The sequence below is a fragment of the [Clostridium] aminophilum DSM 10710 genome (assembly GCF_000711825.1).
Classification (GTDB): Bacteria; Bacillota; Clostridia; order Lachnospirales; family Lachnospiraceae; genus Clostridium_R; species Clostridium_R aminophilum.
The window spans coordinates 134,197-161,069 of sequence record NZ_JONJ01000003.1; the positions used below are offsets into that span (position 1 = coordinate 134,197).

The 26,873-nt window shown below is 46.2% G+C and carries 27 protein-coding genes and 2 pseudogenes; 22 read left to right on the forward strand and 7 right to left on the reverse strand.

The window, feature by feature from the left end:
* Window positions 1-8: 8 nt before the first annotated feature.
* The 3 genes from BR86_RS0104100 to BR86_RS16480 are packed head-to-tail and all read left to right on the forward strand — an operon-like array spanning window position 9 to window position 2,365.
* Window positions 9-323, forward strand: coding sequence for a TfoX/Sxy family protein (locus tag BR86_RS0104100; protein WP_031471728.1), 315 nt, complete (start codon window positions 9-11; stop codon window positions 321-323).
* A 43-nt stretch (window positions 324-366) separates the two neighbouring features.
* A complete protein-coding gene (locus BR86_RS16280) occupies window positions 367-936 on the forward strand; it encodes a DUF4298 domain-containing protein (protein ID WP_242841558.1) in 570 nt (189 codons plus the stop codon).
* Entirely contained in the window at window positions 920-2,365 is a 1,446-nt protein-coding gene (locus BR86_RS16480; RefSeq protein WP_081844058.1) for an SDR family oxidoreductase, read from the forward strand. The genes BR86_RS16280 and BR86_RS16480 overlap by 17 nt, the downstream gene beginning before the upstream one ends.
* Window positions 2,366-2,475: 110 nt before the next feature.
* On the opposite strand, the pseudogene BR86_RS15530 reads toward BR86_RS16480, so the two are convergent.
* Window positions 2,476-2,784: pseudogene (locus tag BR86_RS15530) on the reverse strand (transposase); the annotation flags it as partial.
* Between the two features lie 3 nt (window positions 2,785-2,787).
* Entirely contained in the window at window positions 2,788-3,246 is a 459-nt protein-coding gene (locus BR86_RS15920; protein WP_031471732.1) for a hypothetical protein, read from the reverse strand.
* 499 nt (window positions 3,247-3,745) lie between these two features.
* Between BR86_RS15920 and BR86_RS0104130 the strand changes: the two genes are divergently transcribed.
* From BR86_RS0104130 to BR86_RS0104210, 17 genes and pseudogenes are all read left to right on the forward strand, one after another.
* Window positions 3,746-4,381: a hypothetical protein gene (locus BR86_RS0104130; RefSeq protein WP_031471733.1), complete on the forward strand. Its 636-nt coding sequence runs from the start codon at window positions 3,746-3,748 to the stop codon at window positions 4,379-4,381.
* A 345-nt stretch (window positions 4,382-4,726) separates the two neighbouring features.
* Window positions 4,727-5,653, forward strand: a complete 927-nt coding sequence (locus BR86_RS0104135) for a DUF2156 domain-containing protein (protein ID WP_031471734.1) — start codon at window positions 4,727-4,729, stop codon at window positions 5,651-5,653.
* A 414-nt stretch (window positions 5,654-6,067) separates the two neighbouring features.
* On the forward strand, window positions 6,068-7,276 hold the full coding sequence (locus BR86_RS0104140; RefSeq protein WP_031471735.1) for a M20 family metallopeptidase: 1,209 nt from the start codon (window positions 6,068-6,070) through the stop codon (window positions 7,274-7,276).
* Between the two features lie 284 nt (window positions 7,277-7,560).
* Window positions 7,561-7,650, forward strand: coding sequence for a rubredoxin (locus BR86_RS16545; RefSeq protein WP_278245590.1), 90 nt, complete (start codon window positions 7,561-7,563; stop codon window positions 7,648-7,650).
* 22 nt (window positions 7,651-7,672) lie between these two features.
* Window positions 7,673-7,855, forward strand: coding sequence for a hypothetical protein (locus tag BR86_RS0104145; RefSeq protein WP_031471736.1), 183 nt, complete (start codon window positions 7,673-7,675; stop codon window positions 7,853-7,855).
* 77 nt (window positions 7,856-7,932) lie between these two features.
* The gene (locus BR86_RS16655; protein ID WP_031471737.1) at window positions 7,933-8,874 is read left to right on the forward strand and encodes an MBL fold metallo-hydrolase; all 942 of its coding nucleotides are present in this window, start codon (window positions 7,933-7,935) and stop codon (window positions 8,872-8,874) included.
* A 276-nt stretch (window positions 8,875-9,150) separates the two neighbouring features.
* Window positions 9,151-9,573 (forward strand): VOC family protein, encoded by a 423-nt coding sequence (locus BR86_RS0104155; RefSeq protein WP_031471738.1) that lies wholly within the window; start codon window positions 9,151-9,153, stop codon window positions 9,571-9,573.
* 182 nt (window positions 9,574-9,755) lie between these two features.
* Entirely contained in the window at window positions 9,756-10,502 is a 747-nt protein-coding gene (locus tag BR86_RS0104160) for an N-acetyltransferase (RefSeq protein ID WP_031471739.1), read from the forward strand.
* A gap of 381 nt (window positions 10,503-10,883) precedes the next feature.
* A complete protein-coding gene (locus BR86_RS0104165) occupies window positions 10,884-11,219 on the forward strand; it encodes a phospholipase D-like domain-containing protein (RefSeq protein WP_143099309.1) in 336 nt (111 codons plus the stop codon).
* A gap of 215 nt (window positions 11,220-11,434) precedes the next feature.
* Window positions 11,435-12,331: a helix-turn-helix transcriptional regulator gene (locus BR86_RS0104170; RefSeq protein ID WP_031471741.1), complete on the forward strand. Its 897-nt coding sequence runs from the start codon at window positions 11,435-11,437 to the stop codon at window positions 12,329-12,331.
* 77 nt (window positions 12,332-12,408) lie between these two features.
* The gene (locus BR86_RS0104175) at window positions 12,409-13,104 is read left to right on the forward strand and encodes a flavodoxin family protein (protein ID WP_031471742.1); all 696 of its coding nucleotides are present in this window, start codon (window positions 12,409-12,411) and stop codon (window positions 13,102-13,104) included.
* Between the two features lie 566 nt (window positions 13,105-13,670).
* Window positions 13,671-13,754, forward strand: a complete 84-nt coding sequence (locus BR86_RS15550) for a hypothetical protein (protein ID WP_408644227.1) — start codon at window positions 13,671-13,673, stop codon at window positions 13,752-13,754.
* A 57-nt stretch (window positions 13,755-13,811) separates the two neighbouring features.
* Window positions 13,812-14,035, forward strand: a pseudogene (locus tag BR86_RS16560) (transposase); the annotation flags it as partial.
* 276 nt (window positions 14,036-14,311) lie between these two features.
* A complete protein-coding gene (locus tag BR86_RS0104190) occupies window positions 14,312-14,809 on the forward strand; it encodes a low molecular weight protein-tyrosine-phosphatase (protein ID WP_051684573.1) in 498 nt (165 codons plus the stop codon).
* Window positions 14,810-15,070: 261 nt separating this feature from the next.
* The gene (locus BR86_RS0104195; RefSeq protein WP_031471745.1) at window positions 15,071-15,682 is read left to right on the forward strand and encodes a TetR/AcrR family transcriptional regulator; all 612 of its coding nucleotides are present in this window, start codon (window positions 15,071-15,073) and stop codon (window positions 15,680-15,682) included.
* Between the two features lie 218 nt (window positions 15,683-15,900).
* Window positions 15,901-16,584 (forward strand): alpha/beta hydrolase, encoded by a 684-nt coding sequence (locus BR86_RS0104205; RefSeq protein WP_242841559.1) that lies wholly within the window; start codon window positions 15,901-15,903, stop codon window positions 16,582-16,584.
* A 140-nt stretch (window positions 16,585-16,724) separates the two neighbouring features.
* A complete protein-coding gene (locus tag BR86_RS0104210) occupies window positions 16,725-17,537 on the forward strand; it encodes an AIM24 family protein (RefSeq protein ID WP_031471747.1) in 813 nt (270 codons plus the stop codon).
* A 178-nt stretch (window positions 17,538-17,715) separates the two neighbouring features.
* Here BR86_RS0104210 and BR86_RS0104215 read toward each other — a convergent pair whose 3' ends face one another.
* From BR86_RS0104215 to BR86_RS0104235, 5 genes are all read right to left on the reverse strand, one after another.
* A complete protein-coding gene (locus BR86_RS0104215) occupies window positions 17,716-18,414 on the reverse strand; it encodes an ABC transporter ATP-binding protein (protein ID WP_031471748.1) in 699 nt (232 codons plus the stop codon).
* Between the two features lie 19 nt (window positions 18,415-18,433).
* Window positions 18,434-20,677, reverse strand: a complete 2,244-nt coding sequence (locus BR86_RS0104220) for an ABC transporter permease (RefSeq protein ID WP_031471749.1) — start codon at window positions 20,675-20,677, stop codon at window positions 18,434-18,436.
* A 260-nt stretch (window positions 20,678-20,937) separates the two neighbouring features.
* Entirely contained in the window at window positions 20,938-22,134 is a 1,197-nt protein-coding gene (coaBC, locus tag BR86_RS0104225) for a bifunctional phosphopantothenoylcysteine decarboxylase/phosphopantothenate--cysteine ligase CoaBC (protein ID WP_031471750.1), read from the reverse strand.
* Window positions 22,135-22,218: 84 nt separating this feature from the next.
* Window positions 22,219-23,022: a type III pantothenate kinase gene (locus BR86_RS0104230; RefSeq protein ID WP_081844062.1), complete on the reverse strand. Its 804-nt coding sequence runs from the start codon at window positions 23,020-23,022 to the stop codon at window positions 22,219-22,221.
* Between the two features lie 245 nt (window positions 23,023-23,267).
* Window positions 23,268-23,948, reverse strand: a complete 681-nt coding sequence (locus BR86_RS0104235) for an ECF transporter S component (RefSeq protein ID WP_031471752.1) — start codon at window positions 23,946-23,948, stop codon at window positions 23,268-23,270.
* A 415-nt stretch (window positions 23,949-24,363) separates the two neighbouring features.
* Here BR86_RS0104235 and BR86_RS0104240 point away from each other — a divergent pair, with 415 nt between their 5' ends.
* Window positions 24,364-24,915, forward strand: coding sequence for a LemA family protein (locus tag BR86_RS0104240; protein WP_031471753.1), 552 nt, complete (start codon window positions 24,364-24,366; stop codon window positions 24,913-24,915).
* Window positions 24,915-26,792 carry a DUF2207 domain-containing protein gene (locus BR86_RS16185; protein ID WP_031471754.1) on the forward strand — a complete coding sequence of 626 codons (1,878 nt, stop codon included), beginning with the start codon at window positions 24,915-24,917 and terminating at the stop codon, window positions 26,790-26,792. The genes BR86_RS0104240 and BR86_RS16185 overlap by 1 nt, the downstream gene beginning before the upstream one ends.
* Window positions 26,793-26,873 lie beyond the last annotated feature (81 nt).

Sequence of the window (26,873 nt, forward strand, 5' to 3'; positions counted from 1 at the left end):
AGATGAGTATGGCATCAGGCAAAAGATACCTGGAATTCATATTGGAGCAGTTATCGGACTTGGATGATATATCTTATCGAGCTATGATGGGCGAATACATCATATATTATCGAAGCAAGGTGGTCGGTGGCATTTACGATGACCGTTTTCTTGTAAAACCCACAAAATCTGCTGTGGCGATGATGCCGAATGCAGATATGGAGCTGCCATATGAAGGCGCAAAGGCAATGCTGCTTGTCGATGACGTAGAAGACAGGGAATTCCTGCGCAAGCTGTTGGAAGCAATGTATGATGATCTTCCTGCCCCAAAGAAAAAGAAGTAAGGACGAAACAGGCTGACTGCGAATACAGACAGGGTGAACATAAATGAGTAAGCACAAAATGGTGGACGGACGTCTGTTCCAGATGAATAAAAGTTATGGGCAATTGAAACAGAAGCAGAAAGAAAAAATCTCGGAGTGGATGTACCAGGCCTATCAGAAGCAGACCTCGGAAAAACTGTCGGATGAGGAAGCACTGCAACTCGTTTTTGATCGGATTGAAGAGGCAAAGATCTGGATTCCGGATCATGAGATCCTTAACCGCTACCGGGCAAAAAAGAACCAGTTCAAGAAACGCCTTGCCGGAGAAAACGTGCCTCAGCATATCTTTGTGATGGAAAGCATCCTGGAAAAAGCAACGCAGAAGATGGATGCCTTGGAAAAGAAGATCGAGGAATACGAAGCATTCCAGCCTGAAATCCGGAAGTTGGAGGCATATTATACGAGCCAACAGTGGAAGGACGATTATGCCATGGATGAGGCTGGTACATTTCCGGACAAACTGAAGCGCGGTGTCCTTTCACAGGATGGTATATGGAATCTGCTGGAACGAAATAAGGAATTGACCCGGAGACTCGGGATTTCGGAGGTACAGGGGCATGATGAACATGAATGACGGATTATATATTGGCGTAGATGGATGCAGAGGTGGTTGGATCGCCTGCGTCCTGAATCATGGTGAGTTCCGATTTGAACGATTTGATTCTCTGGAGCAACTTGTCAGCCATTATCCGGAATTTGATGCATTTCTGATTGACATGGCAGTAGGACTCAGATCCAGCGCAGATCAGTTAAGACCGGATGACCTTGCCCGTAAAGAACTGGGGCAGAAATCATCCTCGATATTTCCGATTCCGTGCCGCCAGGCTGTGTATGCAGATTCGGAAGAGGAACAGAAGCAGACCAATATCAGAATTCTTGGAAAAAGTCTTTCAAAACAGACCGTTCATATCATCCCGAAGATTAAGGAACTTGATGAATATCTGAGTCTTCATCCGGAGTATAAAAACCGGATTCTGGAAAGCCACCCAGAGGTGGATTTTGCCAGACTGAATGGATCTGTTGTAATGACCCGGAAGAAAGAGTATCCGGGCTTTTCGGATAGAGCAGCGATCCTGAAAAGGTATCTGCCCGGGAAAGATTTATCCGGCATGTGGGAGATGGCAAAGAAGCTTAAGTGCAATCCGGATGACTTGCTGGATTCCGCCTGTCTTGCAGTGACTGCAGCCCTGGCAGCGGGCGGAATGTGTGAGACGATCCCTGCGGAGCCGGAACAGGATGAAAGCGGGCTCTATATGAAGCTGACAATTCCAAAAAGGATCATCGGGGTACCGGCAAGCGGACAGAAGGTTGCCATCGTGACCGGCGGAGCCAATGGAATAGGGAAATGCATAACAGAGGAATTCCGAAAACAGGGCGTAAAGGTCTATGTGATCGATAAAGCGGCGGGCGACCATTATGTTGGGGATATCTCTGACAAGGCTGTGCTGGAAGCCTTCGCAGAGAAAGTGATCTTTGAGAACGGTGGTGTTGATTATCTGATCAATAATGCGCTGCCGCTAATGAAAGGGATCGATGAGTGCAGCTATGAGGAGTTCCAGTATGCACTGGCCGTCGGCGTAACTGCGCCGTTCTATCTCTCCAAACTGTTTGCGCCGCATTTCCGGGAAGGTGCCTGCATTATCAATATTTCATCTTCCCGTGACCGGATGAGCCAGCCACAGACAGAGAGCTATACAGCGGCAAAGGGCGGGATTGCGGCGCTGACACATGCGATGGCTGCCAGCTTCGCGGGGAAGGTCCGGGTGAACTCTATTTCCCCTGGATGGATCGATACGGCTTACACGATATATGAAGGCCCGGATGCCTTGCAGCAGCCAGTCGGTCGCGTCGGCAATCCGATGGATATCGCAAATATGGTTATGTTCCTTTGCTCGGATAAGGCTGGATTCATTACCGGAGAGAATATCTGCATTGATGGCGGGATGACCAAGCTGATGATTTACCATGACGACCATGGCTGGACCTATACGCCGGAAGAATAAAGGAGAATGGCATGGGCTACTGTACCTGGGCCATGATAAGGGGCCAATCCCGGTGAGCAACGGATTATCAGACAGATAAGTAAGGATCTCAAGAAGCATGGCTTCAAATTTTCCCAGTTAACCCGTTCTGTTGTGTTGTTGGTTCGGATCCTGTTCCAGTGTTCGGTTGGATAGTCCATGTATGTGAGCGTCTCTTCGATGCCTTCTTCAACTTTGTGTGCAGCTTGGGAAAGCTTCATTTCACGGAGCTTTTCAGCAACAGCGGCTGCTTTGGTGCGTGCCGCCTCCTTGCTTTCCTGCGCATGTATTGCTTTCAGCATCATAGAGACAGTTCGCATCTTGGTTCTTGGCGTGACAGTGAATACATTTCTGTAGAAATGTACAGTGCATCGCTGATAGCGTGCATCAGGAAAAACTTCCAATTAAACCTGCAGCGGGTGATTGGTTAAAATACGAATCCCGGCGAACATGACGATTGTTCCGGCGGTCAAAAAGGAAAACATCAGAATTCTGCCGGCTCTCTGAGCATCTTTCGGCTTTGGATCCTCGGCTGTCCCGGCAAACACAAGCCCCAGCGCTGCACCGATGTAGGAAAAAATGAAACCGCCAGCGGCGAGTGCAAATCCTGCCATGTCGAGCCCGTCAATCGGAAATAGAGAATTGAAGAGCACAAATATCATTACGGCCAGTATCAGAATCACAATCGGGCCCATGATACGAACGGTACGCAGAGTGCTTTTCGCCTCCCGCACGGTTTCCGGATTACGGCAGAGTTTGTCATCGTTCAGGATGGCCCGGTTTCTGCCGGCTGCGTTCAGAAGAATATAACCCCAGATGGATGCGACAACAATCCAGGGGATACAGAAAACAATTTCAAACATGATTGATAGTATTCAACGGTATGTCAACCGGATCGATGCTTGTTTACGGTACGATGATTTGAATATAAGTATTATATCTCCAAATCGCGAATTATGCCATTTTATCCGTGGAAGAGAATGGATCCGGATCTTTCGCATGATAGAGGCCCGCTTCAGGGAAAACTTTTTTCAGGTAAATCTAAGCACCGGGTGGTAGAACTAAGTTCCGGGTGATAGAACTAAGTGCCGGATGGTAAACCTAAGCTCCGGATGGTAAACCTAAGCTTCAGATGGTAAACCTAAACTTCAGATGGTAAATCGTATGTATTCCCGACAATCTACCGGGATTTCGTTTTGGGGAAATGTTGCAGAAAGGGGATTACGGCTGTGAAATCATATAATTATTACTTATAAAATATTATGATTTTCCGACTTTTTGCCGATATAGTTTAAAATAACAGTATTCTCTATTCTAAGAGACGATGAAGATCTAACACATACTCTTTGAAAGGAGGACACCATGACAAATCGAAGGAAAAGAATATTTGCTGCGGTGTGGACCGCAATTCTGCTTGTTCTGACCATGACTCTGACCGGATATGCAAAGACGAGATCTGCGTACAGCCTGATTGGAGCATCTGATGAAGGAGCCTATGTAAACCGGTTCTTTGGATATCAGCTGGAAGCACTGGATGGTTTCCGCTTTCAGAGCGACGAAGAGCTGGTAAAAAGCGGAGAGATTCCGGCAGACCTTCTTGAAGATGAGAGCGCTTTGCGGAAGAAACTGGAAGCCGGAGAAGTCTATGTGATCGCGTATGCTGAGACAAAAAATTATGACAGTATCAATATTGTTGTGGGAGACAGCGGAAAAGGAGCGGACGAGACAGACCGGCTGATCGATGAGGACAGCCTGAACGCGGCGAAAACGGCGTTGGAAAACAGTGGCTTTAAGGTGGATCGGATCAGTATTGACCGGGAATATATCGCTGGAAAACTTCGTTATGTGTTGAACACCAAAGCGACCATACGGGATCTGACCCTGTATCAGAAACAGGTTATTCTTGCAAAAAACGGATTCTACCTCTGCATTACGGCAGCATCGGTAGGAGATGACAAGATGGAGCAGATCTTTGAAAAGCTTTCGGCAGTTTCGTAAGACAAGGAAGACAGTGATCAGAGAAATGCCGGACCGGGGGGCGCTCAGTCTATGATCCGGCGGCAATCAAAATAAAAGACAATAATTGCACATGAATCATGATTTGACCGGCACGGAAAGGAAAGACGGACGTGCCGGTCTTTTGCGGTATAGGAATTTACTCCGAAATACCATATTCCAGAAAAAACGCTTCGCGCGGATTCCGTGGAATTGAAAAAACGCTGAGCGGAAGATACGGGAAAAATACAAAAGATAGCAAACAATTAAATTGCGCTAAATCAAAAAGAATGGTATAGTATATACCGTTGCATGAAAAGCAGACTTTATAAACAGGTAAGGAGATTTATGCTTAACTGGAAAAAACCGACTGCCGATCTTGTACCACTTATGAAAGAGTGCATCCAGGAATCCGGTATGACCGGCAGCGATACATGTGCGGCAAATATATTTTTGCTCCGGGAAAAATACGATACCCGTATTGCAGTGGAAGACGGCTTCCTATATCGCTGGTATCAAAATGATAAGATTCCGGGCAGAAGCGGCGTGACGTTCCCGCTGGGAAAGGGCAATATCGCCGATGCGATCCGGCGTCTTGCGGAAGACCGCAGGGAGAGAAATCTTCCGATGGATATGATCCTTCTGGGAGAAGACCAGATCGAAGAACTCCGGTCGCAGAATATGGAAGGATCATTTACTACCGATGAGGCCAACTGGGATTACGTGTATGATGCGGAACATCTGGCCTTTCTTCCGGGGAAAGAGAATAATAAGAAGAGAAACCGGGTGAACCGGTTTATGCGTCGGTATCCGGAGTGGAGCATCCGCTATATCGATCACGAGGAACAGGAGGATCTTCTGGCTGATCTTCTGAAAGTAGAAGAGCGCTGGCTTTCCGCACAGGAAGACAAAGATCCGGCCATTTCCATCGAACAGTCCGAGATTCACGAGGCAGTCCGGCTTTGGAATGAGCTTCCGCTGATCGGAGCGGTTATCTATGCGGAGGATAAGCCGGTAGCCATGACAGTTGCCTCGGAGATCAACAACGGAGTCTATGATATTCTTTTTGAAAAGAGCTATGGTTCGTATGCACAGGACGGCGGATTTGCGATGATCAACAAGTGTTTTGCGGAACATCTGCTGGAAAACTGGAATGCAAAATGGATCAACCGGGAAGAAGATATGGGAATTCCGGGGCTTCGCAGAGCCAAAATGATGTACCAGCCGGATCTGCGATTCAAGAAATTTGAATACCGGAGCGCCGGAATTCAGTGATAAAAGCAGAAGCCAATCAGCGAGGGAGACATTTGTCCAGATGACAGATGTCTTCTTTTTTTGCGGCTAACTCGCCAAAGATCACGCCCCGGTGAGGCCGAAGCAACTGCCGCGAAACGATCAAAACTTGAGAAGCATGTTTCTGCTCGTTTTTTGGAAAAGCGCTCCGCCAACGAAGGAGTCAACTTGCGGTAACCAGCGGCAAGTACCCAGCGACAAGTGAAGAGCGGTACGTGATCAGCGGCACGCAGAGCCCATGAGTCTTGGGAGGGGGAACCGAAGAATCCCATGCGGAATTTGTTCTGTGATATGATATAAAAACTTTCTATCGCTGACGATTAAAAGGATGTAATTGTCGGTCATCCGTTTCAATTTTATACTATGCAACAACATTGATAGAGAAAGGGAACGGATATGGCAGACCGAAGAGAAAAAATCAGAAAATTTGTGGAAGAGCATTTAACGACGTATCAGGATATCGCATTACAGATTCATGCAAATCCGGAAGTTTCCGATTTTGAGTTTTTTGCCAGCAAAACGCTTTCAGAACAGCTGAAGAAGGAAGGTTTCGAAATTGAGCTTCCGGCGGCCGGTCACCGAACCGGATTTGCGGCTTACTATAAGAGCGGAAAACCGGGGCCGGTTGCTGTGTTTCTGGCAGAGTATGATGCGCTTGCCGGGCTTGGACACGGATGCGGCCACAATATTTTCGGAGCAACATCCGCACTGGCCGGAGCTGCTTTGAAGCAGGTGATTGATGAAGTCGGCGGTGAAGTCCGTGTTTACGGAACACCCGGAGAAGAAGGCGGACAGAATGGCAGCGCTAAGGGCTCGTTTGTACGCGAGGGATATTTCAAAGATGCGGATTTTGCACTTTGCACGCATCCGGGCGGCAGTCCGGAGCATACGCTCTCTGCCAGAAACTACGCCTGCGCACCGGTAGACATCGAATTCCACGGAAAATCGGCACATGCGGCGGGAGATCCGCAGGACGGTATCAACGCACTGGATGCACAGATCCTTGTATACAATGGAATATCGGTGCTCCGACAGCAGCTGACTGACCGGATCCGGATTCACGGTGTGATTGTTGAGGGCGGTTCGGCGCCGAATGTCATTCCGGATTACACCAGGTCCAAATGGTACATACGGGCAACAGACATTGAGACGCTTCATGAACTCAAGAAAAAGGTGGAAAACATCGTTCAGGGCGCCGCACTGGCGACCGGATGCACGGGAAGTCTGAAACTCTATCAGAACCTCGTGGAGAATATGGTGGTAACACCGTCGTTTGACGCAGTCTATGAAAAGAATCTGGCGCTTTTCGGCGAGAAGATCACCCACAAGCCGGACAAGATTGAAGCGGGTTCCAGCGATGTGGGAAATGTATCTCAGGTTGTTCCGACCATCCAGACGTATATCTCGATCTCGGATACGAAGATTGCCGGTCACTCTCCGGATTTTGTGAAGGCGGCGGCAAGCGAAAAGGGATTGAAAGCCATCGGGCTTGGCGCCGGCGTTCTGGCATTTACGGCGCTTGATCTTCTGGAAGATTCGGAGCTTCTGGAAAAGATCCGGGAAGATCACCGTAACCATGTGGAGCACCAGAAGGATATCGAATGACATTCGAAAACTCTTCCGCGCATCATGCCTGAAATACTTATGTAGGAATGCTTTCTGGATATTATTACCGATGTTATATGACAGGAGCATGATATGAATGACTGTAAATTGAAAAATAACAATGACAGATGTAATATCAAAGTATCATAAGTCATACCGGCTTGTAATAGAAAAAAAGGATGGCTTTTCAGGGAACACACTGTGGAACCTGTCGGAGATGCAAATTCAAGCGCGCAAAATGCGGACGGGTCTATGATCCTGAAAAATGAAATCCGAAGCACAACATAGAGCCGGAAACAATAGCTGACAATCTTCCGGAGGACTGGAAATGTCCTCTCTGCCGTAAAGGTAGGGAACAGTTTAAGCAGGTTTAATGGAGCAAAGGAGGAGGCCATCATGAGTGAGAAGGAACAGATTTTAGAAGCTATGCGCAAGGCCGGTGAACCGCTGAATGCCGGCAAGGTGGCAGAACTGACCGGTCTTGACCGTAAAGTGGTCGATAAGGCATTTGCTGCAATGAAAAAAGACGGATCAATTGTATCCCCGGTCAGATGCAAATGGGAGCCCGCTGAGAAATAAAGAAGGCGTGATGGAAAACCTGCTGAAAATGCAGCATGGAAGCAGGAGATGATATTCAAAAAATGGAGGATGAGCAAATGGAGATCAAAGCAGTAAAATTCAGAAAAGACGGGTTCTATTCTCAGCCATTTGCATTTGGCGGGGAAGAGGGACCGGACAAGTTTGACCCTACCATCCGATATCGCGGTACACTCCAGAATTATCTGATTGATACCGGAGAGGAAGTGATCCTGGTTGATACCGGTTTACCGTCCGGGACGCCGGAAGAGGTGCCGGATGAAAAAAGCCCGGCATATACCGGAAAGGATATCAGCAGCTACATGGAAGCTTTTGCTGCCCTTGGTTATAAGCCGGAGCAAGTGACGAAGATTCTTCTTACACATAAACATATTGACCATTCAGGTGAGCTGAGGTCTTTCCCGAACGCAAAGATCTTTGTGAGTGCGGATGAAACATCGGCTGATGAGCTGCAGGGACTTTCGAATCTTGAACCGGTTAAATTTACGGACGGTGCATATTATAATTTCCCGGAAAGCCAGAAGATAGGGGACGGAATTTATTTTATCAAAGCAAAAGGACACACCTATGGCAATAGCATTGTGATCGTGGAGAAGGATGGATTGTTCTATATGCTTCACGGTGATATCACATATGTGGACGAGGCGCTCTATGAAAACAAGGTTTCTGTTGTTTTTGACGATCTTCCGGCAGCGCGTGAGACACTTGACCGGGTCCGTGAGTTTGTAAAGAATCATCCGACGGTTTATTGCGGCACCCACACGCCGCAGGGATATGAGAACCTTGAAGCAAAGCGTGTGATGGATCTGGATAATCCGGTGCCTACCGTTTTGGCTGAGGTGGATTTCTCCGGGGCAGCAGCATCCGGGAAATATGTCTGTTCCATTTGCGGATATGTGTATGATCCTGCGGAGCATGACGGAGTTGCCTTTGAGGATCTTCCGGATGACTGGAAATGCCCAAGATGCAAACAGAGAAAAGAGAAATTTAACAAGGCTTGATTCCTCAGATTCCTCAATTTGAACGCGTATTATACAGAGAGTCGTGTAACAGCGGCTCTCTTTTGATATCATAACAATCACTCAATTTAAGGATGATCAAATAAAGATAGATGATGTCACTTTTTGTCGGACTATACGGAAATGGAAAGTCCTGTAACCCTGCTGTTTGACATCGGGGGTGAAGACAGAGGCAGAGGCGCCGGAACCGGCTGAAGGACGGGACATTGTCCGCAGGAACATGAAAGAAACACTAAAAATCGATGGAGGATTTGCATCATGAGATTGGATGGATTTGGATTGCTCGTTGATGATATGGCAAAGATGATTCGCTTTTACAGGGATGTTCTCGGATTCGAAATTAAGGAGGAAGAGAATACGCCTAATGTTTACCTTGTGAAGGATGGAACACTGTTTCTGCTTTATGGCAGGAAGGATTTTGAAAAGATGACAGGCAGACGATATGAATACATCAAGGGGCTGAATGGTCAATTTGAAATAGCGCTGTACGTCGATACATTCGAAGAAGTGGATGAAGCATATAAGAAGGCCGTGGAAAATGGTGCGACATCGGTGCTTGAACCGGAGCAGGAGCCTTGGGGACAGCGAACCTGCTATATCGCGGATCCGGAAGGCAACCTGATTGAGATCGGCTCATGGAATAAGCCTTATGAAGAGAAGGACCTGACGGAGAAGTGTTGATCGCCCGGCAGATGATCATTTTGCGGCGGGCGGAACAAAGACGAGAAAAGACTTCGGGGTTGAAGCGGTCGCCGAGTGCTCATTTCGCATCAGGCGGAATGAAGATGAGAAAAGGACTTCGGGGTAGAAGCGGTTGCCGAGTGCTCATTTCGCTTCGGGCGAAACAAAGTGGAGAAAAGGGTATGGAATATATAAGAGTTACGATGGAGAATCTTGAAAAAGAGCATATTTGCTGCGCCATTTCCAGCAATAAAGATGATCAGGTATCATCGAAAAAGGCATGGCTTGCGGATAGATTTGCGGAAGGGCTTGTATTTCTGAAAAGTGTGGAGCGTGGAAAATGTTTCATAGAGTATCTTCCTGCGGAATATGCCTGGAATCCGATCGAAGCGCCCGGATATATGCATATTGATTGCCTATGGGTTTCCGGGGCTTTCAAAGGCCATGGATATTCAAACGATCTGCTTTCCGAATGCATTGCTGACAGTAAGGTAAAGGGAAAGAAGGGGCTGTGTATTCTTGCTTCAGCAAAGAAAAAGCCATTTCTGGCTGATCCGAAATTCTTGAAATATAAAGGTTTTCGAGTTTCGGATGAGGCCGATAATGGGATCCAGTTGTGGTACTTCCCGTTTGAAATGGATACTGAGAAACCGCTATTCAAGGAATGTGCCAGACATCCCCGTATAGATGAGCGCGGTTATGTTCTCTTTTACACGAACCAGTGTCCGTTTAATGCAAAATATGTACCGGTTCTGGAAGAAACCGCTGAGAAGAATGGCATATCATTTAAGGCTGTGAGGATTGAAAGCAGGGAAGAAGCTCAGAAAGCACCGACTCCGATCACGACGTATGCGCTATTTTGTGATGGGGAGTATGTCACGAATGAGCCGCTGAATGATAAGAAATTTTTGAAGCTTATTAATGGTTAGGGAGGAAAAGTAGATAAGAATTATGTTTGTCTGCCATGTCAACTGCTTTTATGAATCTTCTAAAGACAGTAATAGTAAGGGCTGTGGGAGTTTTTAGGTGGATTTGCAATCCACTTTTAACCCAAGTGATTTTGAGAAAATGTTATTCGGCAGCAGAATATAAGTGATTTTGGAGATGTGACATACAATAAAATATAGCGAAAGCGCACTTTATCTTAAGTGTGCTTGGCTACCTATGAACAACCCCATCGGGTCGTGTCAAAAGCAGTAAAGATGTGCTGTAGTTTGACACGGGGCGGTGGGTTTGTTATTTAGAATGGATAATACAGTGACAATTAGGGTGACATCTTAAATACAAAAAATGTCGGTTTGAATGACGGTTTGGATTGGAAAAATGTCGCTAAAGATATGAAAGTGAATTTGCGAAGCTTATTATACGTTATCCAAAAAGTAGTTGATGATTTTAATAATGCAATAGAAATATATATTGTCACGTTTAACATTTCAAAGTATCGGGATGGAAAGTTGATCAAGGAGTTAGAAGCGGCTTGTAAAAATGGAACGAAAGTTACTATCGTTACAAATATCCCTAAAAGATTTTCATCATATTATAAGGATTGCTATGCTTTATATGCGCACTATGTAATACAAGATTATTTAGGCATACTTAACGCTGAAAAGTTCAATATGCATCTGTCGGCTTTTTTTAATTTGTAAAAATTTTATAGGAAAGTCTCCCATTTTCACTTTCTATTTCATAAATACCACAGGACTTTTTCTAAGTTTCGCGTTATAGCTTTCGTTTCAAAGATAGATATCCTGTTTCGATTTGTACGTGCTTTTTTATACTCTCTTTTCTGTATTTCTAATAAAACCATGACATTTTGTGACATGGTTTTTGCGTTATACTGATATACATGGAGGTGTCACTTATGCAGGAAAGTCGATTATTTAAAATTGTATATTATTTGCTTGATAAAGGGAAAGCCACAGCTCCAGAGTTGGCAGAAAAGTTTGGGGTTTCGGTTAGAACAATTTATAGAGATATTGATGCCCTTAGCGGAGCAGGTATTCCAATCTATGCGGAAACAGGGTGTAAAGGTGGCATTTGTTTAATGAATGATTTTGTTTTAGACAAAGCAGTTTTGTCCGAAAAAGAAAAGCAAGAGATATTAGCAGCGTTACAAAGTTTGTCCGTAATAGGAAATGTCTATGAGGATGCTACGCTTGTAAAGTTGTCTGCACTTTTTAATACTCGTTCTGAAACATGGTTTGAGGTAGATTTTTCAAGGTGGGAAACCAAAACAGAAGATAATGAAAAATTTGAAACGCTAAAAACGGCGGTCATCCATCATAAATCTGCGGAAATTTCCTATGCAAGTGGCGATGGTCAGTACAGCAAAAGAAAAGTACAACCGCTAAAATTGTACTACAAAACAAATGCATGGTATTTAAAAGCATTTTGCACCGAAAGACATGACTTTCGTATGTTTAAGCTAAATCGGATTTTAAGTATTAAACTTTTGAACGAGGATTTTATCCCCACATCATTCCCGGAAGTTCAGAAAATGCCGTCACAGACTTATGGGAAAGCTGTTCTTCGCTTTTCCAAAGAAGTAGCCTTTCGTGTTTATGACGAATTTAGTAGCAGCCAAGTGATTAGGCAAGATGATGGATATTTGCTTGTCACGGCTGAAATGACAAGAGAACCGTGGCTTATCGGTGGATTGCTTTCATTTGGTACTCAGGTTGAGGTGATAGAGCCTGTGTATTTGAAAACACAGTTAGCGGAAAAAGCAAAAGAAATTTATGAAATGAATAAAGTATGACATAAGGTGTCAGTATTTATTTGATATAGTATATTTCATAAATAAAAGAAAATAAATAGACGAGAAAGGAAATACTTATGAAGATATTAATTATTAATGGTTCACCATACAAGGAGAACAGCACCACATTAAAAATAACAAGAGCTTTTATGGAGGGGCTGAACGAGACTGCGGAGATTGTACATACGATTGATTTGGACATAAATCCGTGTCGTGCCTGTTATGCCTGCTGGGTGAAAACAAATGGCAAATGTGTACAAAATGATGAGGCAATCACTGTCCTTAATAAAATCCGTGAAGCTGATTTAGTAATATGGTCAATTCCATTATATTGCTACTCTGCTCCCTCGCACTGTAAAGCCCTCATGGACAGAACCGTTTGCTTTAACTCAGCAGAAATGTATTTGGGGGATGATGAATGTACACACCACTATGGATATGAAGATGGTTCTAAAAAAACAGTGTTGATTTCCTCTGGTGGTTTGCCCGATGTAAAAGGAAACTTTGATGGACTGGTCTTTCAACTAAAGCGTATGTTTGGCGAAAATACCGCTACAATCTTATGTGCAGAAGCAGGATTGTTTTTATCACCTGAAACAGAACCCTTGACACTACCTTACCTTGAAGCTGCAAAAAAGGCAGGAACAGAATATAAAGCAACAGGTCTGATTTCTAAAGATACACAGATGATATTAGATGTTCCAATGATACCAACAGATATGTATATTGCAAATGTAAATGCTACCTTCTCTGCAATGAAAGAAAAGAACTAAATTTACGATACTGTTGATAAGAGCAAAATGATAGATACAAAACCATCTGCCCTAACAAGTAAAATAAAAAAACGATGTTGTGACAGCAGAATAGCCATGTGCCTAAAGAAAATAAAGTAGCCTAACGGCGGTCAATGGAGTCAATTTAGTACAAAACTAAATTGATTTCTTTTTTATAATCATATACTAAAAAAACGTAAAAGGTCCTCAATAATTCATATATTTTTACTAATAAAAGATCAATATGACACACCAAAGCGTTATTTGCTTCTATTCAAAAGAGTGTCAAATTCTTCTTCTGATAATTTTTGAATGTATCTATAACTGTCCCTCCGTCCTGCTAGTGGTAAAGTTCTTTTTAATGGACATGAATGGAACAGAATAGATTTAGAACAGATAGGAGCTTTGATTGAAACTCCTCCACTTTATGAAAATCTTTCCGCAGTAGAAAATTTAGAAGTCCGTGCAAAATTACTGAATATTCCCAAAATCCGAATAGATGAAGTCTTAAAAATAGTCGATTTGCAAAATACAGGAAGAAGTTATCAGAGAAACAGCGTGATGTAATCTTATTACGCTATTTTCAAGGCATGAGAGACCAAGATATTGCAGAATTATATCATGTTATTCGTAAAGCAGGCGGATGGTGAGGTCAAATTGACCGATTTGAGGCAAGAAGAGAAAAGAAACCAGCTCACAAAATCGTGATGACGAAGGAAAACGTCAGTTCATCCAACAGTTCCTGCAGGAAGACGACATTGAGACCTCTGAGGACATTCAGGATGCTCACAAAGACCTGCTTGGCGGTACAATTAAGGAGATGATGGAAGCCGAGATGGATAATCACCTCGGATACGAAAAATCCGAGCTTTCCGACTCTGATGACTACCGCAACGGCTACATAGATGAGCGCAGACAGAAAAGCTCTTTCACTTTTTATTGCAGAACGGTAGAAACGATCTTGGAGAAGATGGCCACTTTGGGCATATTTCTTTTACAATCTGATAAAAAAAAAAGGAATTTCTGATAAGCGGAATCTTCTTCGAATATGATGTGCTGATTGACTGAATGAAGTATGATATAAGCATGTTGAATTCAGAGTTCTGGGGTTTCTTGACATAAAATAAACTTCTGCAAGAAATATAAATTTAGATTGTCAAACACTTTGACTTAAGAAGTCATATATTTGTTGAAAGGAAATTGCAAAATGAATTTGAAAAATGAACCGTTAACCCCGTCCCGTAGGACCATCCATATTCTATTTGTCTGCCACGGCAGCATCTGCCGTTCACCAATGGCAAAATACGTTCTTCAGGATATGGTTGAAAAACGGGGCCTCGCGCACCGGTATCAGATCGACTGTGCGGCGATGACCTATGAGGAGATTGGAAATCCGGTGTATCCGCCGGTGCGGCAGGTTCTGAATCAGCATGGGATCAGCTGCGACGGATATGCGGCCCGCCATGTACGAGAAGAGGATTATACCGATTTTGATTACATCATCGGAATGGATGCGGAAAACATGCGGGATCTTGCCAGGGCATTCGGAAACGATCCGGCCGGTAAATGCTGCCGTCTCCTGGATTTCACAGATGATCCGAGGGATATCGCGGATCCGTGGTATACCCGCAGATTCAATTACTGCTACGAAGACGTCAAACGCGGATGCGAGGAGCTTTTGCGGAAGACAGAAGGGGAAAACTAAATAATATCGTACGGGAAGTTTCGTGAGGTTACTACATTGTCGGATGGAAACGCAGAGCAGAAGCAGTTGTTTCTTATCCGGCATTTCTTTATTGACAAAATCGACACACGTGTCTAAAATAAAAAACGACATTGGTGTCGATTTCACAGGGAGTTCGGCCAAAGCATAATAAAAAACGGAAAGCGTATAAGAAAAAATGATCATAGGTTTCATGACTTTAACATTGTACAAGTATGAGTACCGGGTATTGGGGAGGTAAAAATGACATCAAAAGGTGAACAGACAAGAAACACGATATTGGATGTATCATACGCTCTTTTTGCAGAGAAAGGCTTCAAGCAGGTGACCATGAAGGATGTCTGCGAAGTCACCGGTATGAGCCGGGGCGGACTGTACAGTCATTTTTCCGGAACGGCGCAGCTGTTCGAGGCGTTGCTGGAGCGAATTACGGAAAAGGAGTCGATGGATTTTTTCGGAGAGATGAAAAAGGGGATGTCTGCGACGGACATTTTGGATGGAGCGCTTCTTCTCATGGAGGATGAAATGAATCATCCGGAAGAGTCTCTGAGCATGGCCATGTATGAGTATGCGGAAACCGTTGATTGTGGTGTGATGAAACATTTTACCGAAATCAATGAGGATAAATGGACAGAACTGATCCGGTACGGGATAGCTCGCGGAGAATTTCAAAACGTGGATGTCGATGAAATGGTGAATGTGATTCTGTATTCATATCAGGGTATCCGAATGTGGAGCCGCATTATTCCGATGAATCCGGATAGTTTTCATTCCATTGTGAGTCATATCAAAAGGCAACTGACTGGATCAGGAAAAGAAGGATCGGGAACGGAAGCAGAACAGAGAGCAGAGTAAGAGATTGAAATGGAAACAGAGTAAGAACCAGAAGGCAGAGCGGGAAAATGAACGGAAGGCAGAGCGGGAAAATGAACGGAAGGCAGAGCGGGAAAATGAGCAGAAAGTATAGCAGGAGACAGAACAGAAGCCGGGCGGGAAACTGAACAGAGAGCGGAGCGGGAACCAGAAAGCAGAGCAGAAGACAGAACTGGAAACAGAAAAGGAGAAAGAAGGAAATGACGGAATTGCTGAAACAATTCAACAGGAAGAACAACTGCGAAGCCAGCGAAGAACTGGGACAGAACCGCAATAAGGCGGTTTTATATGTTCACGGAAAAGGCGGAAACGCGGAGGAGGCAGAACATTATATGGAGCTCTTTCCGGAGTGTGATGTGTATGGATTGGACTACCGGACGGATCTTCCGTGGGAGACGAACCTTGAGGTGGAGAGCGTGGTGAATGATTTGAGCGGGAGATACCGTCATATCATACTGATCGCTAACAGCATCGGCGCATTTTATTCCATAAATGCGAATATTGGAGAGAAGATCGAGCGGGCCTTTTTCATTTCACCGATGGTTAATATGGAAAAACTGATTCTCAGCATGATGACGTGGGCGAAAGTATCCGAGGCGGATTTGCAACGAGAAAAAAACATCCGGACGGAGTTCGGTGAGGATCTGTCATGGGAGTATCTCTGCTATGTGAGAGAACATCCGGTTTCCTGGAGGGTTCCGACCGATATTTTGTATGGGTCGGAAGATCATCTGCAGGATCAGGAAACTGTCCGGAATTTCGCGGAGAAAACAGAAGCATCTCTGACCGTGATGAAAGGCGGAGAGCACTGGTTTCACACGGAAGAGCAGGTGGCATTTCTGGATCGGTGGCTGGAAGCAAAGACCGGGACTGTGAGAGATTGATTAGACTGATAAATCAGAAAATAAATTTTGGAAATCGCAGTGAAAAGGATATAATGAAATTGATGGCGTAAATCAAGATCCAATGCCGTGGTGTGCCGTCATCCGGCGGGATCGGCATATATCTGTATGGAGGGTTTGAGATGAATATCCGGAATTTTGAAAATGACACCCGAAAGTTTGCGGAAAACAAAGATAATTTCTATGTTCTTGAGTATCTGCGCGATGCCAGCGTATCACCGATGAATGCCGCGGCGGAGTACTACATGAGCAAGATGGGCGTTCACAGAAGACAGGTTGCGATCAAGCTGGAAAACGGCCGTTCGGCAATGATTCAGAGCGGTGCCATGCAGTGGATGGCCGGAGACATCAATGTGAGTACCGGGGTAAAAGGCGTCGGTGATTTCTTTGGAAAAATGATGAAAGGTGCAGTCACGGGAGAATCTGCGATTAAGCCGGAGTACACCGGAAACGGGTGGCTGGTTTTGGAACCGACCTACAAATATATTCTTCTGGTTGACGTGGCAGAATGGGGATCGGGTCTGACCATCGAGGATGGCATGTTTTATGCATGCGCCGGAACGGTGAAGACGGCAGTGGTTGCGCGAAAGAATCTTTCCTCCGCAACACTTGGCGGAGAAGGACTGTTTAATCTGAGTCTGTCCGGCTCCGGTGTGGCAGCTCTGGAGAGTAATGTGCCGTATGATGAGCTGATCGAAGTGGAACTGGATAACGATACGCTGAAGATCGACGGCAATTATGCGGTGTGCTGGTCCTCCAGCCTTGATTTTACCGTGGAGAGAACGACAAAGACGCTGATCGGCTCGGCTGCTAGCGGAGAAGGACTGGTCAATGTATTCCGTGGCACCGGAAAGGTCCTGATGAGTCCGGTGACTCCGACCACCTCGCTGTATGAGGCGACCAATACGGTGTCGGCAAAGGCAGCGAAGAAATGATGATATTTGAATTTGTATGATGAGAAGAAACAGCCTTCCCGGCATGTGTCGGGAAGGCTGTTATACTGCAAATGAGAGAGTTGAGAGGGAGTTTGCCAACGCAGGAATTATGGTTGTTAGACCATAAAAACGCCAACCGGTGAGGCGACACGGAAGGTCGAAAAACCGACCGGGAGACTCACAGATCGTCCAGTTCGTCCGCGGGCACGGGATTCGGATTCTTTTCCGTCTTTACGATCATGCCATCTTTCATCACGATCGTAGTATCCATCATTTTCGGAATCGCAGTGTTATGAGTGACCATGACGATCGTGGTGCCATACTTCTTATTGATTTCTTCGAGCAGTTTCAGTATTTCTTTGGAAGTGACAGAATCCAGAGCACCCGTCGGCTCATCGCACAGAAGAACCGGGGAGTTTTTGATCAATGCCCTTGCAATGGAAACTCTCTGCTGCTGGCCGCCGGACAGTTCCGGCGGATACATTTTCTCAAGGCGTTCAAGCCCCAGAACATGCAGAAGCATCTCGTAATCCATCGGCGATTTGCTCAGCCGGGCTCCGACTCTGATATTGTCTCGGACACACAGATTGGGTAACAGGTTATAAAACTGAAATACGAAACCCAATTTATCTCTTCGGAAACAGCGCAATTCCTCTTTGTTGAAGCCGGTTATCTCCATTCCATCAATCAGAATTTCACCCTCATCCGGGGTCTCCAAACCGCCGATACAGTTCAGCAAGGTTGATTTACCGCTTCCGGAGGAACCGATGATCACGCATTTTTCCCCGGCCGCAATATCGCAGGATACACATTTTAATGCTTCAATCTTACTGCTTCCGCTGCCATATGTTTTCTTAATATTTTTAACCGTTATCATGAAAATCAGCCGCCTTTCTTTATTCATTTGCCCGTATAAGATCAAGCTCGTTTATCGTTTTGATCTGTCTGGAAGGACCAAATGCTGCTATCAGATATATAAAAATGACAACAGCGACATCTCTTATGAAGTTTATAACGGAATAGCTTAAATGAATCCCGACGGGGGTGGTATTCATTAAGTACCGGACTACAATATTAGAAAAACGGAACCCCGTAAGTAATCCGATGATTCCACATAAAACAGTGAACACTGCAGTACTGGAAAGAAATATCAGCTGAAGTTCCCGGTTGCTGTAGCCCAGTACAGAGTGGATCGCAATCTGGTGCATTCCTCCATTTACAGAAAAACGTACAATGAAAATGACCATCGCCAAATAAAAGAGCAGCGATACCGTTATTAAGAATATCCTCATCCTTCCTGATTCAAGTTTAAAACTTTTGATCGGTTTTAGATAGTCTTCTCTTTTATATGAGCCAAGCAGTTCCGACGGGGAGTAATCGCAGACCTCATTTGAGTAGATGCTGTTATAAACCTTTCCCTTTCCCAAACGACTGCGCAGATCATCGATGTTCATATAGGCAGTTAACATAACATCATAATCTGCCACGCTGGCAATCGGGAATGTATATGCTTCTCCCGTCAGATCATCATATACGGTAAAACTGTCATTTTCCTTTAGACCGTAGTGTGAGGCAACCGCACTGCTGATCAGTACTTTTCCGTTTAGATCACTCGTATCTACATGAAAGAATTCGCCGGTTGATTCGAGTCCGAGAAATTGAATATCGGACATGTAATCCGTATCACCGATCTTGAAGACCTTTTTGTAAACAGCTTCGCCCGAAGTTAGCGGTTCATCGGATTCCTCCATGAGATCATATACGTATTCATAATTAATCTCCTGCGGAAGTCTTTCTTCGATATTGCTAACAAATTGTCCGATACCGATTCCAAGCATATAGACCATTCCGGACACAAGCGAGCCGGTAAGGAGAACCGCACATAAGCCGATATCCTTTGTAAAGCGCGAAAAGATCAGATCCAACAGGATACCGCGGCCGTTTCCGCGGCTTTTGTACTTCCGGGTATCGTTGTTGAAGGTTCCTTTCAGCAATGCCACCGGAGCCATCGAAAAGAGCTTGTTTAATCGGACAAAATTGATAAGAAAACAAACAATCGGAGGTATCAGCACGCAATAGATAAAGATGAACGGCGAAGTCTGAATCGGAACATAGGGAACGCAGTAATAATCGGAATTTGAGATCAACTTGGCCGCACTGAACCATATACTGGCAAGCCATCCGAGGAATCCGGCGACAAATGAAATAAGCGTTGGCGGAGCAAGATACATGATGATGACATCCGTCTTCTTTACCCCCATAGCGTAAAGCGATCCGATCGAAGCACTTTCTTTCTCAATCGCGGATTTGATTCCAAGATAGAATACGACGGAGACGAGGATCAGTAAGCCGATTCCGATAATAAAGCCGGCAATTTCATACGCAAAACCATCAGCCACTGCGGAGCACATTCTCTCATTATTGGCCCGCGGGACGAATGTTAGGAGATTCGCGTCTGCTCCGAAGGAAGCCTGTATTTCCCCGCGAAGTTCATCATCGGAACCTTCATCCGGCAGTTTATAGGAGTATACATATTCCTGCCGGGTGCCGTTTCCTGTCTGCGAAAGCAATGTATCATATCCTTCATCCGTCAGGAATGCAAGACCAAATGAATGACTGTCCGAACTGTAATCCGACAAACCTCTGGAAGGCATATCATAATCGGTAACCGAGCCAATGCCGCAAACATGATACTGCTGCGAACCAATGTTCAGGTCATCCCCGACTGCGATTCCATTTGAAGCCGCATAGCATTTGTCCAATACAAGCTCCTGCGGATCCTCCGGATAATGACCTTCATCAAGGACCAACAGGTCGATCTTTTGGCGGTTCTTAAACATGCGAAGGATACTGCCATTTTCCAGTTCAAGATCAAATGAAAAAATCCGTTCCAGCGCATATCCCTGTTCTTTCAGGGAGGACTCGTCCGGATCGGTCAGAGGTTTTCTCAGGGAAAACTGTCCGTCCTGATAATTGGAAGCGATATAATTCTTTCCGCAGACAAGATTATAGGAATAGGTAATGGACGCCAGGGAAGAAGCAATATACATGCCACCGGCAATCAGCAACCCCATCAGAAGGTAGGTGATCCGGTTTCGATATAAATCTCTCCAAATGTTGTTTTTCAGGATTTCCAGCATAACAGACTCCTTAAGGATGTATTTTCTTCAAACAGATCAGTTCATATACACTGATTCTGACTCAATAATAACACATTTTATTCTTTGGCTAAAATGTTCCATATGTAAAGGAGAATATAAAAGAAGATGATACCTGGCGGAAACATGGAACGTATCAGGTTTCCGTAGGTATCATCGGGAATGTGATCGGCTATGGAACTGGCACTGCGGTGCATGGAAAATGTTTGAGCCGTGAAATGAAGAAGCGGAGAATCCGGTGTTTACCGCAGTTTCAGGATCTCGTCCAGAAGCCGGTTTGCGGCATCCCACTTTGACATCAGCGGAAGCTCGGTTTCCGACTTGCCGGAAATCAGTGTCAGCACGTTGGTGTCCCCCTGAAAACCGGCCCCGGAAACCTTGACATTGTTCGCCGCGATCAGATCCAGATGTTTCTTTTCAAGCTTTTTTCTGGAATTTTCCAGCATGTTTTCGGTCTCCATGGAAAAGCCGCAGAGGAACTGCCCCTCCTTTTTGTGCTCGCCGAGGTATTGAAGGATGTCTCTGGTTCGCTCAAGCGAAAGACTCAGATCCGAGCCGTCATCTTTTTTCTTGATCTTGTTGTCCGAAACACTGGCAGGACGGTAATCCGCAACCGCGGCAGCCTTGATGATGATATCGGATTCATTCTGCCGGCCGGTGATCTCGCGGAACATGTCCTCGGCGCTGCGGATGGGAACGACACTTACGCCGGCAGGCGCGGAAAGTTCTGTAGGGCCGCTGACGAGTGTGACGTCTGCACCGCGGCAGGCAGCGGCGGAAGCAATGCTGTAGCCCATTTTTCCGGAGGAGCGGTTGGTGATATAACGAACCGGATCCAGATCTTCGCAGGTAGGGCCGGCGCTGACCAGCACGTTCAGACCGGTCATATCCTTTTCATGAGCACAGGAATTCACAATCCAGTCGACGATGGTTTCCGGACTTGCCAGTTTGCCGGAGCCCTCATATCCGCAGGCAAGATGTCCGCTTTCCGGCGAAATCATGGTGAAGCCGTAATGCACAAGCTTTGCGACATTGTCCTTTACGATGGGATTCTGCCACATGTGTGTATTCATGGCCGGAGCAATCAGCCTTGGACATCTGCATGCGAGGAGCGTGGTGGAAAGCATATCGTCCGCGATGCCGTTAGCGAGTTTTCCGATGATATTGGCGGTTGCCGGGGCAATGATCACGCAATCCGCCTTGTCCGCAAGCGCGATATGTTCGACTTCATAGGGGTGATTGCGGTCAAATGTATCAGTCACTACTCTGTTGTGGCAAAGAGCCTCAAACGTGTTCGGAGTGATGAAGTTCAGCGCATGCTCTGTCATAATGACATCCACATTGGCGTGAAGCCTGACAAGACGGGAACAGATATCCGCCGCCTTGTAGGCGGCGATGCCGCCGGTTACGCCGAGTAATATGTTTTTACCTTTCAGCATTGTGTGCTCCTTTTCTCGTTTTCGTGAAACTGCATATGGGGATTGAGGACTCGTTTCCGGCATGCGGTGCGTCAGTACCGCATCTCACTGCAGAACTGCTTCGGATGATGTCATGGGGACATTTTTCCTGTAGAGAATCTCCAGACCGTTCAGAAGAAGATCGGGTTCAAAACAGGCCGGATGTTTCATCCATGGAAGGACCAGCCGGCCGAGACCGCCGGTAAGCACGAGCGGAAGATTTTCAACATCAAGATGCATTTCCTCCGCCACGCGCTCGTGAATTCCGTCAATCATGGCAGCAGTGCCGATGACGGAACCGTTGATCATGCAGGAGACGGTATCATTTCCCAAAAGGGCTTTCGGCGAGTCAGCCATAAGCTCAGGAAGCTGCGCCGTTTTTTGCGCTTCCGCGTCCAGTCCGAGCTGAACACCCGGTGAGATCATTCCTCCGTTAAAGTAGCCTTCGGCGTCAAGGGTGGACATTGTTGTGCATGTCCCCAGATCGTAGATGATCAGCGGAGCGCCGTATTTTTCTCTTGCGGCAATCATGTCCACCATCCGGTCCATTCCAAGCCGGTCTATATCGTAGTCCCGGACCGGAATATCGATATGGCTTCTGTCTGCAATCATTGGATTATGACCGGTGAAATGCCGGATGGCCGTCGACAGTATGGGATTCAGATCCGGTACAACGGAAGAAATGATAGCCCCGTCGACGGCATTTCCGGAGATGGAGTGACTGAAAAAGATGGTTTCCAGCTCGTTCATGAAGCAGAGCGAATCCCAGTCACGTCTGGTTTCTGTCCTGTCCTGAAAAAGTTTCGTTCCGTCCTCGAAGAGGCCAATTACGATATTGGAGTTGCCAACGTCTATCAATAGTATTTTCATATGTTATTCTCTGAATTTACATCTGATCTTTTGCGCAGATCGGCTGAAAGCATAGGTTTATCAAGAACAGATGGATTAAAGGCGGTTTTGACATATCGGGAGATTATGCCGGAAAATGCCGGTCAAAACAGAGCGTCTGACCGGCATGACAGATTACGCGAGCAACGAGCCAAACCCCGTGCCTGCACATGGCTTTGGCGACTGCCGCGAAACGCGCGCAAACTTGCGGAGCGTGTTTCGCCTTGTTATTTTGCTGCGATACGTGCCTTGATCAGCGCTGTCACAACGACAGGAACGATGACTGCGGCCACAAGCATCTCGGGAATACCGTTTGTGAATACAATGCCGAGTATCACACCGAGTACTTTTTCAACGGGGATGCCGTTCGCCTGAGCGTAGGCATTCCGGAAGATTACAAAGATGGATCCCATGACAAGGCCGGTGTTGGTTAAGGCGCCAAGCGCGCCGCAAACGGTGAGCAGGACGAAACGTACTGCGTCATTCATCTTCGGAAGCATTTTTTTACCTGCCGCATAAAGAAGAAACGGTGTAACGCCGACGAGCATACGCGGCACAAAGCAGATGAATAAAGCCCACGGAGAACCGTGCGACAGTCCCGGAACCGGTACGGTAGGGGTAAATGCGAACGATAAGATGCTCGGAGTCATGATGTTTTTAAAAAGACTGGTTGCTCCGAACAGGAATCCGAGAAAGGCACCCTTTTTCGGGCCGAGAACGATGGCACCGATAATAACCGGCACATGCAGGATCGTTGCCTTAATGAGCGGCAGATCGATGATGCCGAATGGGGTAAATGCCATGATCAGAACGATGGCTGTAAACATCGCCATGATCGAAAGGTCACGTACCCGGCTGGATACACCGACGCCGGAAGCCGAAGTGGTTGCAGTAACGTTGTTATTCATTTTTTTTCCTCCTGCTGCGGTCTCCGTCTTACGAGGCTTACCCGGTACGGCTATCGTACCGGGCCCCCTGCGAAGTATCGCGCTCCCTCATTATGCCATTTGTTGTCCGGGCATGCAATATTTCTTATGATTCAAACTATTGAAAATATTCATGGAAATTAAAAACTATATGGATTGCTCCGGATACGGTTTGGAGTGCCTGCCGGCAAAAAATTCAAAACAGACATTTTGTATTTGGAGATGGTCTGCATTGTTTCGAAACAGAACGAATTCGATAAAAAAACTCAAACAAGGAATGGAAATATCCGGATAAGACGGAAGTTCATATTGGATCGCGAAAGTATTCCGATAAAATTGAAACGGTAATCGGAAAAATGATATAATGACTAAAATTTGTTACCACAAGGAGGAAAAAATGATCAGGTGGATAATTATCGGAGTGGCAGTGGTTCTTATTCTGTGGTTTGTTGCCGGCTACAATAGACTGGTACGGGCTGCAAACAAGGTGGAGGAAGCATTTTCCACCATGGATGTGTACCTGAAAAAGCGGTTTGACCTGATTCCGAATCTGGTCGAGACGGTGAAAGGGTATGCAAAGCATGAGAGTGAGACACTGGACCGGGTGATTGCGGCAAGAAATGCGGCAGGAAACGCAAAGAGTGCGGAAGAGCGCATGGTAAATGAAGCGGCCATCAGCGGCGGCCTGCGCAATATCTTTGCTCTGGCGGAAAGTTATCCGGAACTGAAGGCCAATGAAAACTTTCTGGATCTGCAGGGACAGCTTCAGAAGATTGAGGAAGATATCGCCAATTCCAGAAAATACTATAATGCAACCGTTCGCATCTTTAACGATATCGTGATGACAATTCCGACCAATCTTATTGCTTCCATGTTCCATTTTGAGAAGAAGCCGATGTTTGAGGTTGCGGATGCAGCAGAGCGCGAGAATGTAAAGGTGAGCTTTTGATGAAACGGATTAAATCATTTGCTGCGGCGCTTTGTCTGGCACTGTGCTTTTGTATTTTTCCGGCGGGGCCGGTGTATGCGGACAATGAGACAGTATACCACGATTCCGACCCGAAGGATTACATAACCAGGCATTTCAACGTATGGGCAGAGTTTGATTCATCCCACACCGCAGCCATTACCGAAGAGATCAGCGTGGACTTTATCAAGGCGCATCACGGTATCACCAGAAACATTCCGGAGGCCCGGGACGGCACATATGAGATAAGGAATGTTTCGGTGAATGACTATAACTATTCGGTGGAGAAAGAGAGCGGCAATGTGGTCGTTCGAATAGGAGACGCCGAGAAATATCTGGAGGGCGATCAGACTTTCGTCATTTCTTATCAGATCGAGTATTTAAAAGATACAGATACTTCGGCGGATTTTTTGGCTCAGAACATGCTTCCGACGGAGTGGCAGACATCGATCCGTCAGGTGCAGCTCAGCCTCACCATGCCCTCCGAGATCGACTGGGATAATATGTTTATCTATTACGGGGAATATGGCGCAGTCGATGATGAGCGCTGGAAGTCCTGTTTTGATTACGAGATCAACGGCGATACCTTGACCCTTTACGGAGAGGATCTGGGGAAAGGCTGCGGTCTGACTCTCCGCGATACCCGGCTTCCGGATGGATACTGGTCTGATGCCAGAACCTATGCGGAGGTTCATAAGACAGCAATCACGGTCATTATGATCGTCTCCATTCTCACCGCCGTGCTGTCCATCCTGCTTTGGATACGATACGGCCGGGATGATGCGATCATTGAAACGGTGGAGTTTTATCCGCCGGATCAGATGACTCCCGCCGAGATCGGATATGCGATGGACGAGGAGCTTTCGGATGGAGAGATGATGACAATGGTCTTTTATCTGGCAGATAAGGGATACATCACCATAGAACCGGAAAAGGGTCATTTTGTCCTGAAGAGAGAAAAGGACGCAGCGGACGAGGAGCCGCAGCATGTAAAGGACTTCCTTCTTGCATTGTTCAAGGGCAGAAAGTGCTTCCGGACGGACAAAGTTCCGATGGCGTTTCGGGAACCTTTTAACAAGGCGAAAACCAGAGCGGAAAAGGATTTTCGTGAAAAACATGACGACGTCTATACAGTGAGCGCATTTTTGAGTCGTTGTGCCTGCCTTATCTTCCTGATTCTGGATATGGCAGTTTATTACTGGAGCATGGACGGCCATTTTGACGGGGTATATCTGGCCGTTTTCCCTGTTGGCTTTTGTATTGCCGCAATGTATCTTGCCTGCACGGGAATGGATAATTTCCGTTTCCATAAGGGCATGGGTGTTGTCAAGATCGTGGCCGGTTTTATATTGTATGCGCTTCAGATTCTGATTTCTCTCTGGTGGTTTAACCATCTGCCGCAGGGCGAGTACACCATAGCATTTGCGGTTTCCATGGCGGTGATCTTCCTTGCCATGACACTAATGCAGAAACGCACACCTGAGAATACCCGGCTGATGGGAAGAATAAACGGTTTCCGCAGTTTTATCAAGAATGCGGAGTATGAAAGGATTGTGGCCCTCAGCGAAGAGGACCCGGAATATTTTTATCACATTCTTCCCTATGCGGCGATTCTGGGACTGGAAACCCAGTGGACAAGGCATTTTGAGAAGATTTCCATCCCGCAGCCTGAGTGGTATCGGTCGGATGACACATTTGTATATTCACCTGTCTGGTGCAATCAGATTGTCCGTTCGTGCACCACGAAAGCGGTACCGCCTGTCCCGTCGGGTGGCTCTTCCGGAGGTTATTCGGGAGGTTCTTCCGGCGGCGGATTCTCCGGAGGCGGCGGAGGCGGCGGAGGCGGCGGTGCCTGGTAATGCCGGAATCCGCAATGTGTCCGGCCAGTCGTATGCCCGAGAAGGCGAAGCGGTCCAAACAGATCGTTGATCGGACAAAAA